The sequence below is a fragment of the Marinobacter sp. es.042 genome (assembly GCF_900188315.1).
In the GTDB taxonomy this organism is placed as follows: domain Bacteria; phylum Pseudomonadota; class Gammaproteobacteria; order Pseudomonadales; family Oleiphilaceae; genus Marinobacter.
The window spans coordinates 433,952-447,942 of sequence record NZ_LT897781.1 but is presented as its reverse complement, the minus strand read 5'-3'; the positions used below and the strand labels follow the sequence as shown (position 1 = coordinate 447,942).

At 59.4% G+C, this 13,991-nt stretch carries 10 protein-coding genes; 8 read left to right on the top strand and 2 right to left on the bottom strand.

Annotated features, from left to right (window positions below):
- Positions 1-660, bottom strand: a complete 660-nt coding sequence (locus CFB02_RS02265; protein ID WP_088556700.1) for a TetR/AcrR family transcriptional regulator — start codon at positions 658-660, stop codon at positions 1-3.
- Positions 661-766: 106 nt separating this feature from the next.
- Here CFB02_RS02265 and CFB02_RS02260 point away from each other — a divergent pair, with 106 nt between their 5' ends.
- From CFB02_RS02260 to CFB02_RS02225, 8 genes are all read left to right on the top strand, one after another.
- Entirely contained in the window at positions 767-2,563 is a 1,797-nt protein-coding gene (locus CFB02_RS02260) for an acyclic terpene utilization AtuA family protein (RefSeq protein WP_088556699.1), read from the top strand.
- 149 nt (positions 2,564-2,712) lie between these two features.
- Positions 2,713-3,579 (top strand): SDR family oxidoreductase, encoded by an 867-nt coding sequence (locus CFB02_RS02255; protein ID WP_088556698.1) that lies wholly within the window; start codon positions 2,713-2,715, stop codon positions 3,577-3,579.
- 10 nt (positions 3,580-3,589) lie between these two features.
- Entirely contained in the window at positions 3,590-5,206 is a 1,617-nt protein-coding gene (locus tag CFB02_RS02250) for an acyl-CoA carboxylase subunit beta (RefSeq protein ID WP_088556697.1), read from the top strand.
- A gap of 510 nt (positions 5,207-5,716) precedes the next feature.
- Complete coding sequence (locus CFB02_RS02245; RefSeq protein ID WP_064228612.1) at positions 5,717-6,877, top strand: acyl-CoA dehydrogenase family protein; 1,161 nt, start codon at positions 5,717-5,719, stop codon at positions 6,875-6,877.
- 22 nt (positions 6,878-6,899) lie between these two features.
- On the top strand, positions 6,900-7,721 hold the full coding sequence (locus CFB02_RS02240) for an enoyl-CoA hydratase/isomerase family protein (RefSeq protein WP_088556696.1): 822 nt from the start codon (positions 6,900-6,902) through the stop codon (positions 7,719-7,721).
- 152 nt (positions 7,722-7,873) lie between these two features.
- Positions 7,874-9,844 carry an acetyl/propionyl/methylcrotonyl-CoA carboxylase subunit alpha gene (locus CFB02_RS02235; RefSeq protein WP_088556695.1) on the top strand — a complete coding sequence of 657 codons (1,971 nt, stop codon included), beginning with the start codon at positions 7,874-7,876 and terminating at the stop codon, positions 9,842-9,844.
- Positions 9,841-10,668, top strand: coding sequence for an SDR family oxidoreductase (locus CFB02_RS02230; RefSeq protein ID WP_088556694.1), 828 nt, complete (start codon positions 9,841-9,843; stop codon positions 10,666-10,668). The genes CFB02_RS02235 and CFB02_RS02230 overlap by 4 nt, the downstream gene beginning before the upstream one ends.
- A 63-nt stretch (positions 10,669-10,731) precedes the next feature.
- Positions 10,732-12,558, top strand: coding sequence for a long-chain-acyl-CoA synthetase (locus tag CFB02_RS02225; RefSeq protein WP_088556693.1), 1,827 nt, complete (start codon positions 10,732-10,734; stop codon positions 12,556-12,558).
- 402 nt (positions 12,559-12,960) lie between these two features.
- Here the strand turns inward: CFB02_RS02225 and CFB02_RS02220 are convergent, their stop codons facing one another.
- Positions 12,961-13,941, bottom strand: coding sequence for an NADPH:quinone oxidoreductase family protein (locus tag CFB02_RS02220; protein ID WP_088556692.1), 981 nt, complete (start codon positions 13,939-13,941; stop codon positions 12,961-12,963).
- Between the last annotated feature and the right edge of the window lie 50 nt (positions 13,942-13,991).

Sequence of the window (13,991 nt, the reverse complement as noted above, 5' to 3'; positions counted from 1 at the left end):
TTACAGAGCCATCATCGCCATTACCTGATCGGTCAGGCCATCCAGTGTCAGCCCTCCCCGCTCCGGTTTGTACCAGGTTACTGTCCAGCTGAGAGCGCCAGTCAACATCCGTCGAACAACGAAGGGATCCGCCTCCAGCGCGCCCTCGCGCTTCAATGATTCCAGCACATCCAGCCAAAGTTTCTCGTAGATGTCCCGAAGCTCCAGCACGTCGCCCTGGGACGGGGCCGACAGGCTCCGCCATTCAAATACCAGGACCGCCATCGCTTCGCCGGTCTGGCCATTGATAGATTCAAGTTCCGCGCGGATCAGTCCACGAAGCTTCTGCCTGCTGGTATCGGCGGCCTCCAAAGCCGCCTGCATGAGCCCGGTGTTCAGCCGGATGGTTTCTACCATCACTGCCTTGAGGATCTCTTCCTTGGTTCGAAAGTGGTGGAACAGGCTGCCAGACTGAATACCCACGGCAGCGGCAAGATCACGAACTGTAGTGCGCTCGTAGCCTTTTTCCCGGAAAAGCCGTGCAGCCTCAGTGAGCAGACGGCCGCGAGCGCCTTTGGGGTCTGACACAAGGTTTTCTGCGATCAGGGACTGGAGGATCTGGTTCTGGCTCACTACGGCTACCCGGTTGGCATAAGAGGCCTGTAATTCTACCTGAAACATGCTTGTTTACAAACCAAGCGCTTGCTTGGTATTGTCATCTCCATCATGTGGCAAAACCGCCACCGCTCCCGTTTTCAATCAGCAATCATTTACAGGGCACAGGAAGATGGCTGAATCCCCCAACACTGTTCGCATCGGATGCTCCGCCGCCTTCTGGGGCGACACGGAAACGGCTGCCGCGCAGCTGGTCCGCAAGGGCAATATCGACTATCTGGTAGCCGATTATCTGGCCGAAATCACCATGTCGATCATGGCGGGCCAGAAAATGAAGGACCCGTCCCAGGGGTATGCGCGGGATTTCGTACAGACGGTCATGGGCCCCTTGCTCGGAGACATCAAGGAAAAGGGCATTCGGGTGCTGGCCAACGCCGGCGGCGTCAACCCGGTGGCCTGTCGTGACGCCCTTCAGGCTCTCTGTGAAAAAGCCGGCGTGGACATGAAGATCGCCCTGGTTCTGGGCGACGACCTACTGATGAAGAAGAAAAATCTCGCCGATATGGGCGTCAAGGAGATGGGTTCCGGCCAACCGATGCCGGCAATGATGGTCAGCCTGAATGCCTATCTGGGAGCGCCAGGTCTGGTTGCGGCTCTGGAACAGGGAGCGGACATCGTTATTACCGGCCGGGTCGCGGACAGTGCCCTGGTATTGGCACCGCTGGTGCACGAATTCGGCTGGAGCTGGCAAGACTACGACAAACTGGCCCAGGGCAGCCTGGCCGGGCATCTGCTCGAGTGCGGTGCCCAGGCCACCGGCGGCAACTTCACCGACTGGGAAGCGGTAGCTGGCGGCTACGCCAACATGGGATTCCCGATAGCCGAAGTGAGTGCCAACGGCGACTTTTTTATCACTAAGCCCGAAGACACCGGCGGGCTGGTTAGTCGTGGCACAGTTGCGGAACAGCTGGTCTACGAAATCGGTGACCCAAGGGCCTACCTGCTGCCTGACGTTACCTGCGATTTCACAGGTGTAGAGTTGGAGGAAACCGGTAAAGACCGTGTACAGGTGCGGGGCGCACGGGGGCTGCCACCCACCGACAGTTACAAGGTATCGGGCACCTGGCCGGATGGTTTCAAGTGCACGGTCACCTTCCTGCTGGCAGGCATGAATGCCAGGGCCAAGGCCCAGACTGTCGCACAGGCCATTCTGGCCAAGACCTCACGCATGTTCAGCGAACGTGGCCTGCCTGATTACAGCGAAACCAGCATTGAGCTTCTGGGTACGGAAACGACCTACGGTGCACATGGCCGTGGCGAGGATTGCCGCGAAGTAGTGGTCAAGATCAGCACCGCCCATGCCAAGAAAGAGGCCCTTGTGCTGTTTTCCCGCGAGATTGCCCAGGCAGCCACGGGTATGGCACCGGGCATCACCGGGATTGTGGGTGGCCGGCCGACCGTGTGGCCGAAGATCCGGTTGTATTCATGCCTGGTGCCGAAAACGGAAGTCGATGTGTCCGTGGATCTGGGCGGCGAGCGGCAAACCATTGAGGTTGAGACAAGCGGCGGTTTCGATAAAAGCGACCTCCAGCCCCAATCGTTCACACACGAGACAGGCGACACGGATACCACTGTGCCGCTGGTGAAGCTTGCCTGGGCCCGCAGCGGCGACAAGGGCGACCACACCAACATTGGCGTGATCGCCCGCAAACCGGAATTTCTGCCGTTCATTGAAACCGCGCTAACGGAAGCGGCGGTTGCGGACTGGATGGCCCATACCCTGAATCCGGACACCGGCCGGGTGACCCGCTGGGCCATGCCCGGGCTGCAGGCCATCAATTTCCTGCTGGAGCACAGCCTTGGCGGCGGTGGCGTGGCCAGCCTGCGGATTGATCCCCAGGGAAAGGCGTTTGCGCAGCAGCTATTGGAGTTTCCGGTGCCTGTTCCGTCAAAAATCATCAACGAATAAACCATGGAGCACGCGCTCGGGCCGCTGGCCCCTCCCGGGACACGCTGTAAATACGTCCCTGTAAGCTTGATCGCAGCATCCCTGCTGCTCACAGTCCCGGGAGGGGCCAGCGGCCCGAGCGCCCGAAAATTGGGAAAGGTCTTCGAGATATGAGCTATCAATCTGTTTTTCATCCGGACCTGTTCAAAGGCCAGGTGTTTATTGTTACCGGCGGCGGTTCTGGCATCGGCCGGTGTACGGCCCATGAACTCGCTGCCCTGGGCGCGCGGGTTGCTCTGGTGGGCCGCAAGGCCGAGAAAGTGGAATCTGTGCAAGCAGAGATCACCGAGGACGGCGGCATTGCGTCCGCCCATGTCTGCGATATCCGGGAAGAGGAATCGGTCAAGGCCACGGTAAAGGCGATCATTGCCGAACACGGAGGCCTGAATGGTTTGGTGAACAATGCCGGCGGACAGTTCCAGGCGCCGCTGACCGGGATCAACCAGAAGGGCTGGGAGACGGTGGTTCGAACCAATCTGACCGGCGGCTTTCTGATGGCACGGGAAGCCTACACCCAGGCGCTGTCCAAAACCGGGGGCGCCATCGTCAATATTGTCGCCGACATGTGGGGCGGCATGCCCGGCATGGGACACTCTGGCGCCGCCAGGGCCGGCATGGTGAATTTTACCCAGACAGCTGCCGTTGAGTGGGGCGCGTCCGGGGTTCGTGTAAACGCGGTCGCTCCGGGCTGGATTGCCTCCAGTGGCATGGATAACTACCCCGTACACATGAAGCAGTGGATCCGCAGTCTCGGCGATAACGTGCCCATCAAGCGTATGGGCACCGAATCCGAAGTCAGCTCGGCAATCTGCTTTTTGCTCAGCCCGGGCGCGGCGTTCATTAGCGGGGATTGTCTGCGGATCGACGGCGGTGCGTCACAGGGAGGTCGAGTCTGGCCGCTACCGAAAGCCAAGAACAACGAACCCTACAACGGCTTTCACCGGGCCATCACCCCGAAAGTTCTGAGCGACGACTGAGGAGCCGACCATGCAGGTACTTGAATCCACGGTAAGCTCCACGTCCGAGGACTTCCGCACCAACGCCGAAGCCATGGACGCCCACATCACCACGTTCCGGAACGTTGAGCAAAAGGTTCTGGATTTGGCGGAAGCCGCCCGGGAGAAGTTCACCAAACGGGGCAAGCTGCTCCCAAGAGACCGTATTAACCGGTTGCTGGACCGCGGCACGCCCTTTCTGGAACTCTGCTCCCTGGCCGGCTACAAGATGCACGACGACAAGGACGGCAGCCTTGCCGGCGGCGGGATCATCGCCGGCATCGGTTATGTGAGCGGCATCCGCTGTCTGGTGGTGGCCAGCAACAGCGCCATCAAAGGCGGCACTATAACCCCTGCCGGCCTGGACAAGACGCTGCGCCTGCAGCAGATCGCCATGGAAAACAAGCTGCCGGTGGTATCTCTTTCCGAGAGCGGCGGCGCCAACCTGAACTACGCCACCGATATTTTCGTGCTCGGCGCCCGGGGCTTTGCCAATCAGGCGCGGATGTCGGCTGCGGGCATTCCCCAGGTCACCGTGGTTCACGGCAATGCCACTGCCGGCGGCGCCTATCAGCCCGGTCTGTCCGACTACGTCATCGTGGTGCGCGAGCAGGCCAAGATGTTCCTTGCAGGCCCGCCACTGCTCAAGGCGGCGACCGGCGAAGTCGCCACCGACGAAGAACTCGGAGGCGCCGAGATGCACGCCACTGTTGCGGGCACCGCCGAATACCTGGCCGAAGACGACGCCGACGGCATCCGCCAGGCCAGAAATATCCTCGAAGCCCTGCCCTGGAACGAGCAGCTGCCGCCCCGGCGCGAGCTTCAATGGGAGGAACCGCTCTACCCGGCTGACGAACTGTTGGGCGTGATTCCGGCAGATTCCAAGAAGCCCTACGACGTTCGGGAAATTCTTGCCCGAATCGCCGACGGTTCGAAGTTCATGGACTTCAAGAACGATTTCGACGACCAGACCGTGTGCGGCACCATCCGCATCGAAGGCCACTCGGTTGGCATCATTGGCAACAACGGCCCGATTACACCGGCAGGCTCCGCCAAGGCCGCCCAGTTTATCCAGCTCTGCGACCAGGCCGGAACGCCCCTTTTGTTCCTGCATAACACCACCGGTTTCATGGTGGGAACTCACTCGGAGCAGAACGGCATCATCAAACACGGTTCGAAGATGATCCAGGCGGTGGCCAATTGTCGGGTGCCAAAGGTCGCAATTGTCATCGGCGGTTCCTATGGTGCAGGTAACTACGCCATGTGCGGGCGGGGTCTGGACCCGAGGTTCATCTTCGCCTGGCCCAACAGCCGAACCGCAGTTATGGGGCCGGCGCAGGCAGGCAAGGTGATGCGTATCGTAGCCGAAGACAAGCAGCGCCGCGGCGGCATGGAGCCGGATCCGAAGACACTGGATTTTCTGGAGCAGGCCACGGCGAAGAAACTGGAGGAAGGCTCAACGGCGCTGTTTGGAACGGCCAGATTGTGGGATGACGGGCTGATCGACCCGCGGGATACGCGGCGCGTTCTGGCACTGGTTCTGGACGTTTGCCGGGAAGCCGAGGCTCGGCAGTTGCGGCCCAATACCTTTGGTGTGGCCCGCCTGTAGGTCTGCTTGTTTTGCGGGAGGAACCGGTTGGGACACCCTGTCCAAAAAACGCTACGAGCACATCCATGTGCGCTTGGCGTCGGCCATCCATGGCCGCCGACATTTTTGGACAGGGTGTCCCAACCGATTCTTCAGGATTCGGAGTTAACGCCTTCAGTGAGAGCGCTTTTCAGAAGTATGCGAGAAACAAACGTAGGTCGGATTAGCCAAAGGCGTAATCCGACAAAAAAAGCCAGGCCACCCCGCCAATCTGTCGGGTTACGCCTTTGGCTAACCCGACCTACAAAAACAACAAAACTGCCAGCAGGCAGCAACCAGTTTGCAGACATAAGCGGCTGTGTGGGATCGGTTTCAGAAAATGTCGGCGGCCAAGGATGGCCGACGCCAAGCGCACATGGATGTGCTCGTAGCGGTTTTCTGAAACCGATCCCACACAGCCGCGTTCCAAGCTAACAAACGTGCACCAACACCAAGAAGGCACGGACTCTCTACCAGCAGGAGAACAAAAACGTGAAATTCACAGCCGAACACGAAGCCCTTCGAAAAACCGTCCGCGATTTCGTGGAGAAGGAAATCAATCCTCACTGCGACGAATGGGAAGCCGCCGGGGAATTCCCGATTCATGAACTGTTCAAAAAGCTCGGAAACCTCGGAATCCTGGGTATCCAGAAGCCCGAAGAATACGGCGGTATGGGGCTGGATTACAGCTACAACCTGGTGGCTGCGGAAGAGCTTGGCATGGCCCATTGTGGTGGTGTGCCGCTGGCCATCGGGGTCCAGACCGATATGTGTACCCCGGCCATTTCCCGGTTTGGTTCCGATGAACTCAAACGCAGCTTTCTCGCGCCGGCCATTGCCGGCGACATGGTGGGATGTATTGGCGTCAGTGAAGTTGGCGCAGGTTCTGATGTGGCGGGCATGAAAACAACCGCCAAGAAAGACGGCGACGACTACATCATCAATGGCTCCAAGATGTGGATTACCAACAGCCCCAAATCCGACTTCATCTGCTTGCTGGCCAACACCTCGGACGACAAGCCCCACAAGAACAAGTCTTTGATCATCGTGCCCACGAAAACGCCGGGCATCTCCTTCAGCCCGCATCTGAACAAGCTCGGCATGCGCTCTTCCGAAACCGCCCAGATCTTCTTTGACGACGTCCGTGTGCCCCAGCGCTACCGGATCGGCGCCGAGGGCACCGGTTTCATGATGCAGATGTTGCAGTTCCAGGAGGAGCGGATCTGGGGTGCTGCAAACGTGATCAAGGCGCTGGAGAACTGCATCACCAAGACCATCGAGTATTGCCGCGAGCGGAAGACCTTCGGTCAGCCACTGATCGACAACCAGGTAATACACTTCCGACTGGCCGAACTGCAAACCGAAGTCGAGGCACTGCGAGCCCTCACCTATCAAGCCTGTGAGCTGCACGTTGATGGAAAGGATGTCACCCGCTTGGCCTCCATGGCCAAGCTCAAAGCCGGGCGTCTTGGACGTGAGGTTACAGACAGCTGCCTGCAGTATTGGGGCGGTAACGGTTACATGTGGGACAACCCGATTTCCCGAGCACACCGGGATGTTCGGCTGGTGTCCATTGGCGGTGGTGCCGACGAAATCATGCTCGGGATTATCTGCAAGATGATGGGGACTCTTCCCGGTAAGAAGCGCGACTAACAAATGGACGGTGGAGTCACTTATGGACCAGGTACCGCATTGCGAAACACTGCTTCTGGAAAAACAGGGTCCCACCCTGTTTATCACCATCAACCGACCGGACGTACGCAACGCCATGAGCCTCGAGATGGTGGCGGAACTGTCCGCGGTGTTCACCCAGATTGAAAACGACCTGCACATTCGCGCCGTCGTCATCCGGGGCGCCGGTGGGCACTTCTGCGCCGGTGGTGATATCAAAGACATGGCCGGAGCCCGCGGCCAGAAAGCGGCCGAGGGTGAGGCGGACCCGTTCTATCGTCTGAACCGCGCCTTCGGCCAGATGATTCAACAGGTCAACGAATCCTCGAAAGTGGTCATCGCGATCACCGAAGGCGCTGTCATGGGTGGTGGATTCGGTTTGGCCTGCGTTTCCGACGTCGCCATCGCCGGGCCGAGCGCCAAGTTCGGCATGCCGGAAACCTCTCTCGGCGTGATTCCCGCCCAGATTGCGCCGTTTGTGGTTGAACGAATCGGCCTCACTCAGGCCCGGCGACTGGCCTTGCTCGGTTTGAGAATCGATGCGAACGAAGCATGCAGTCTTGGCATCGTTCACCAGGCGGCTTCTTCAGAGGATGAACTGGAAGAGATGCTGACAAGCGCTCTGGATCGTGTCCGCCACTGCGCACCGGTTGCCACGGCAGAAACCAAAGCGTTGCTACACAGGGTTGGCCATGAACCTATGAGCGGTTTGCTGGACAGCGCGGCTGAAAAATTTGCGGAAGCCATCCGGGGAAGCGAAGGAACGGAGGGCACCATGGCCTTCATGCAAAAACGTCCACCAGCCTGGGCAGGCGAATCCGAATGATGCGGAGCGAGGTTGTGAGCCGTCTGGCTTCCAGAAAATGTAGAGGGCCATGGATGGCCCGAAACAAGCGCACATGGATGTGCTCGTAGCGGTTTTCTGGAAGCCAGACGGCTGCCGGCCTCGCGGCGAACTCCACAGGGGAAAACAAGAACATGCTAAAAAAACTGTTAATAGCCAACCGAGGCGAAATCGCAGTCCGGGTGATCCGCACTGCGAAAGCCCTGGGTTACCGCACCGTGGCCGTCTACTCAGAGGCCGACGCCAGGGCCATGCACGTGGAACTCGCCGACGAGGCCGTCTGCATTGGCCCGGCACAGGTATCCGCCTCCTACCTGAACAGCAATGCAATTCTTGAAGCCGCCCGCAAAACCGGCGCCGACTGCATCCACCCGGGTTACGGCTTCCTCTCCGAGAATGCCGGCTTCGCGAATGCCTGCAAAGACGCCGGTATGGTGTTTGTTGGCCCTCCCGCCTCGGCTATCGAGCTCATGGGCAGCAAGCGCCGCTCCAAAATCGCCATGCAGGAAGCCGGCGTGCCAGTGGTGCCTGGCTATGAAGGCGACAACGCCAACGACGACGAACTGATCGCCGCCGCCAAAGACATCGGCTACCCCCTCATGATCAAAGCCTCCGCCGGCGGTGGTGGCCGCGGCATGCGCCTGGTTGAGAGTGAATCCGAACTGGCCGACAACATCAAACGGGCCCGTTCCGAATCAAAACAGGCTTTCGGCGACGACGAACTGATCCTGGAGAAAGCCGTGATGGAGCCCCGCCACGTGGAAATCCAGGTGTTTGCGGATCGCCACGGCAATGCGGTCTACCTCGGCGAACGGGACTGCTCGGTACAGCGCCGACACCAGAAAGTAGTGGAAGAAGCACCCTCCCCCTTTGTCACGCCGGAACTCCGCCAGGCCATGGGTGAGGCTGCAGTCAAAGCGGCTCTGGCCTGCAACTACGAAGGCGCCGGCACCGTCGAGTTCCTGGTCGACAAGCACCGAAACTTCTACTTTCTGGAAATGAACACCCGCCTGCAGGTAGAGCATCCGGTCACCGAACTCATTACCGGTCAGGACCTGGTGGCCTGGCAGCTCAACGTGGCCGAGGGACGCCTGCTGCCGCTCGGCCAGGACGATATTCACCTAAATGGCCATGCCATTGAGGTTCGACTCTATGCAGAAGACCCTGCCCACGGATTCACACCCCAGACCGGACCGCTATACGCCTTTGAACCAGCCGAAGGCGAAGGTTTACGGTTTGATACCGGGGTACGATCTGGAGATGCTATCACTCCCCACTACGACCCGATGCTGGCAAAAGTAATTGCCTGGGGCCAGAACCGAGATGAAGCCCGCCGGCGGCTGATCCGCTCGCTTGAGGACACGACCGTGTTCGGTGTGACCACCAACCGCCATTTCCTGAGCCGGATTATCGCAGACGAAACTTTCGGGGCCGGCGGGGCGACCACGGCCTTCCTTCAGCAGGCCTTCAAGGACGATCCGTCCCTTCAGCCGCAAAACCTGACCATTCGCCAGTTGGCCCTGGCCGCCTGCGTGCTCGACCATGGCATTTCGGGCCAGAGCGCCTGGAGCAATGCGCCGGCCACCATGACGCCGATCAAGCTGGAAACCGGCGACACCACTGTCGAACTATTGGTGACCCGCAGCGGCAGCCGGTTGTCTGTGAGTATGGGCGAAACCCGGCATTCCCTGGTACTTGAAAGCCAGAGGGATGGCCATTTGTGCATTATCGACAACGGCGTTCGTCAGGCCTGCCAATATCACCGCCAGGGCGATTCCCTATATTTGCAGGCGTTCGGGCAATCCTGGTCGGTGCGCGATGTTACCCACCAACCAGCCAGGACTGCTGGCGGCGCGGGCAGCGGTCGCATCCAGGCGACCATGGATGGCGCCATCATTGATGTGTTAGTTGAGGCTGGTCAGAGCGTTCACCAGGGCGATACGCTGGTGATACTGGAAGCCATGAAGATGGAGCATCCGGTAAAAGCAGACCGCGACGGCAGAGTCGCCGAGATTCTTGCGAGCAAGGGCGACCAGGTGAAGCGCAGTCAGTTACTGGTCCAGATAACCGCCAACGAGACGGCCGAACAGGAGAACGAGGCATGAGTACCATGCGTGATCGTACCGTTTTTATCACCGGCGCCAGCCGTGGCATCGGCCGGGCCATCGCCCTCGCTGCCGCCCGTCAGGGCGCGAACGTGGTGATTGCTGCCAAATCAGACACGCCTCATCCGAAGCTGCCAGGCACGATCCATACGGTGGCGGAGGAAGTTCGGGATGCTGGAGGCAAAGCGCTACCGCTGGTTCTGGATGTCCGGGATGAAAAGCAGATCCGCCAGCGCATTGATGAGGCCGGCGAGCATTTTGGTGGCATCGACGCACTGGTAAACAACGCGGGCGCCATTCGGCTAACCGGTGTGGAAAACCTCAAGGTCAGCCGGTACGACCTGATGCATCAGGTCAATGCCCGGGCCGTCATGGCCTGCAGCCAGGCCGCACTGCCCTGGCTGAAACAGTCGGACCGGGCTCACATCCTGAGCCTGTCGCCGCCTCTGAATCTGAATACCCGGTGGTTCGCCCAATATGGCCCCTATACCACCACAAAATACGCCATGACCATGCTGAGCCTGGGCATGGCGGAGGAGTTCAGGCGGTACGGCATTGCGGTTAACACGCTGTGGCCAAAAACGCTGATTGCCACGGCAGCCATCGAATTTGAGGTTGGCGGGCCCCAGATGATGGCCCAGGGCAGGAAGCCGGACATCATGGCCGATGCTGCTGTCAGCATCCTCAACCGGTCGTCTGAGACCATGACTGGTCAGAACCTGATCGACGAGGAGCTGCTACGGCAGGACGGTATCACCGACTTCGATCATTACCGGTATGAGCCGGGCGATAAGCCCCTGATGCCGGACCTGTTTCTGGACTGAACCCGAGGCATGCGTTGTTCCGGGCTCAACGTCCACACAATAAAAGGGACCAATGGAAACACCATGAGCCAAGACAACGTATCCGCACTGGACATTGCCCGCAGCCTGCCCGGAATATTCCGGCGCTTGCCGGCCATAACCCGGGGGCTGTATTACTATGCCCTGAAAAACGAGAACCGTGAGCTTACGCTCGGCACACTCATCGAGAACAACGCCCGGAACCTGGGAAGCCGGCCCGCCATTCTGTTTGAAGACCGCTCGATCACATGGAGCGAATTGAATGGCTGGGCTAACCGCATCGCCCGCTACCTGCAGGACCAGGGGCTTGCCAAAGGGGATGCCATTGCGATCTTCCTTGAAAACCGCCCCGAATTGCTGGCCGTGGTAGCCGGCGCAGCCAAACTCGGCGTCGCCTGCGCCATGCTCAACACCTCCCAGAGAGGCAAGGTACTCGAACACAGCATCAACTTGATCGAGCCCAAAATGGTGGTGGTTGGCGAGGAACTGATCGAAGCGTTCGACGGCATAAAGACAGATCTCAAGACCGCCCATCCCCAGCCATTCCAGTTTCTGGCAGACACCAACACGCTGAACGCCTTTGGGGACGCACCGACCGGTTACGCCAACATGGCCGCGCAGGTCAGCACCTTCAACAGCGACGCCCCGGTTCTGAGCGATGCGCCGAAAATGGGCGATACCGCCATCTACCTGTTCACCTCCGGCACCACCGGCCTGCCCAAGGCCGCCCCGGGCTCACACCGCAAATTTATAATGGCCTACGGCGGATTTGGCCTGATGTCTCTGGCCATGAAGCCGGAGGACGTTCTTTACTGCACGCTCCCCCTTTATCACGGCACCGCACTGCTGGTCTGCTGGGGCTCCGTCCTGGCCGGCGGCTCCGCCATTGCCCTGCGCCGCAAGTTCTCCGCCAGCGCCTTCTGGGACGACGTTCGCTATTACCACGCCACAACCTTCGGCTACGTCGGCGAACTCTGCCGCTACCTGCTGAACCAGCCACCCAGCGAACAGGACCGGAACCACAGCCTCACCAAAATGATCGGCAACGGCCTCCGCCCGTCCATCTGGAAGGAATTCAAGCAGCGCTTCGGGATAGAGACAGTCGCAGAGCTCTACGCCTCCAGCGAAGGCAACATCGGCTTCAGCAACTTCTTCAACATGGACAACACGGTAGGCTTCTCTACCGCCCCCTACAAACTGGTGAAATTCCACGACGGCACACGGGATCCAGTTCGTAACGAAAAAGGCTTCATGCAGGAAGTGGCTAAAGGCGAGCCCGGCCTGTTGATCGGCGAGATCACCAAAAAATGGTCGTTCGAGGGCTACACCCAAAAAGAGGCCACGGAAAAATCCATCCTCCGCAACGCCTTCAAGAAAGGCGACGCCTGGTTCAACACTGGCGATGTCCTGAAGGAAATAGGGTGCGGCCACCTGCAGTTCGTCGACCGTATGGGCGATACCTACCGTTGGAAGGGCGAGAATGTCTCAACGACGGAAGTGGAAAACATCATCGACGGCTCGGGAATGGTCGAGGAAGCCATCGTCTACGGCGTCGAGATTCCGGGCACCAACGGCAAGGCTGGCATGGTGACACTGGTTCCCCACAGCAATGGCCGAGAGTTCGACGTGAACAGTTTGTTCGCCTATCTGAGGGACAATCTGCCGACCTATGCGGTTCCGGTATTCGTAAGGGTAACCCACGCCATCGAGAAAACGGGGACGTTCAAGTACCGGAAGGTGGACATCCAGAAGCTCGGGTATTCGCTTCGGGACGGCGAGGAAGTATACGCCTGGCTCCCCGGGGCTGACGGGTACACCTTGCTGACGCGGGAGCTGGTTTCCGAGATTGACACAGGTGGGGTCCGGTTCTGACTTTTTCGCTTGGCTTTTAGTCCTGACCTAGCCTTGAAGCTTTGAGGGCTGCATTGGTGGGGAACACCGCCCAAAAACCGCTACGAGCACATCCATGTGCGCTTGTTTCGGGCCATCCTTGGCCCTCTACATTTTTGGGCGGTGTTCCCCACCAATGCATTCGCACAGTCTAGATATCGCGTGAAAAGCCACCCGACTCATTCATGCTAATGCCTAAAAAACCCCTCGCCTATTTCTCCAAAGTTGGACGGCGAGGATGGGTGGCCCCTCCCAAAAATGTCGGCGGCCATGGATGGCCGACGCCAAGCGCACATGGATGTGCTCGTAGCGGTTTTTGGGAGGGGCCACCCATCCTTGCCACCCCCGGGTCTGGCAGGTTAGGGGCAGAGTGCGACCGATGCCTCAGGAGCCAACCTTTAGCACAACCTTCCCAGTCGCCTTGCGCTCGGTCAAAGCCCCCAAGGCCTGTGCGTAATCCTCAAAGTCATAGACAGCACTGATCTTCGGATCAATCTTGCCCTCTGCATAGAGCTTCATCAGTTCCATCATGTTCTGGGCACTGGCCTCCGGCTCGCGTTGTGTGAAACTGCCCCAGAATACGCCAACAACGGAACAACCTTTCAGAAGAGTCAAATTTGCCGGGATTCTTGGAATGTCGCCGGCGGCGAAACCGATGATCAGGTGGCGGCCATTCCAGCCCATGGCGCGGAGGGCCTGTTCGGTGAAGTCACCGCCAACGGGGTCGTAGATGACATCCACGCCTTTGCTGTGAGTGAGCTTCTTCACCGCGTCTTTGAGCGGCTCTTCGGCGTAATTGATCAGCTCATCGGCGCCTGCTTCCTTGGCAACCGCTAGCTTTTCAGCCGAACTGGCGGCTGCAATAACCTTCGCGCCCATGGCCTTGCCGAGCTCAACCGTTGCCAGGCCCACGCCACCGCTGGCGCCCAGAACCAGAAGCGATTCGCCAGGCTGAAGGTTGCCGCGCTGCTTAAGGGCGTAATAGGAAGTTCCATAAACCATGGTGAAGGCCGCAGCCTTCTCGTCGGACATGCCATCGGGGACGGGTAGAAGATTCTGCTCCGGCACGATGACTTCTTCAGCAAAGGCGCCATAACCCGTCAGCCCGGCCACACGGTCGCCTACCTTGAAGCGGGTTACCTTATCGCCAACCTCGATAACCTCACCTGCCATTTCGCCACCCGGAGAAAAAGGCAGGCTCGGCTTCAACTGATATTTGTTCTCGATGATGAGGGTGTCCGGAAAATTCAGGCCGGCGGCTTTAACGCGCACTTTGACACCGCGGCCTTTCACTTCGGGACTGGGGACTTCTTCGATGACCAGCTTCTCGGCCGGACCATATTCCTTGCAGAGGATGGCTTTCATGAGCGCTCCGTTTTTGTTTGATCGGATTCCAGGCGGCAGGCGCCTGTGAT

Excerpts from the sequence above, each read along its gene's own strand:
- CFB02_RS02220 (WP_088556692.1), bottom strand. The coding sequence starts at position 13,941 with ATGAAAGCCATCCTCTGCAAGGAATATGGTCCGGCCGAGAAGCTGGTC.
- CFB02_RS02225 (WP_088556693.1), top strand. The coding sequence starts at position 10,732 with ATGAGCCAAGACAACGTATCCGCACTGGACATTGCCCGCAGCCTGCCC.
- CFB02_RS02265 (WP_088556700.1), bottom strand. The coding sequence starts at position 660 with ATGTTTCAGGTAGAATTACAGGCCTCTTATGCCAACCGGGTAGCCGTA.
- CFB02_RS02255 (WP_088556698.1), top strand. The coding sequence starts at position 2,713 with ATGAGCTATCAATCTGTTTTTCATCCGGACCTGTTCAAAGGCCAGGTG.
- CFB02_RS02235 (WP_088556695.1), top strand. The coding sequence starts at position 7,874 with ATGCTAAAAAAACTGTTAATAGCCAACCGAGGCGAAATCGCAGTCCGG.
- CFB02_RS02230 (WP_088556694.1), top strand. The coding sequence starts at position 9,841 with ATGAGTACCATGCGTGATCGTACCGTTTTTATCACCGGCGCCAGCCGT.
- CFB02_RS02250 (WP_088556697.1), top strand. The coding sequence starts at position 3,590 with ATGCAGGTACTTGAATCCACGGTAAGCTCCACGTCCGAGGACTTCCGC.
- CFB02_RS02260 (WP_088556699.1), top strand. The coding sequence starts at position 767 with ATGGCTGAATCCCCCAACACTGTTCGCATCGGATGCTCCGCCGCCTTC.
- CFB02_RS02240 (WP_088556696.1), top strand. The coding sequence starts at position 6,900 with ATGGACCAGGTACCGCATTGCGAAACACTGCTTCTGGAAAAACAGGGT.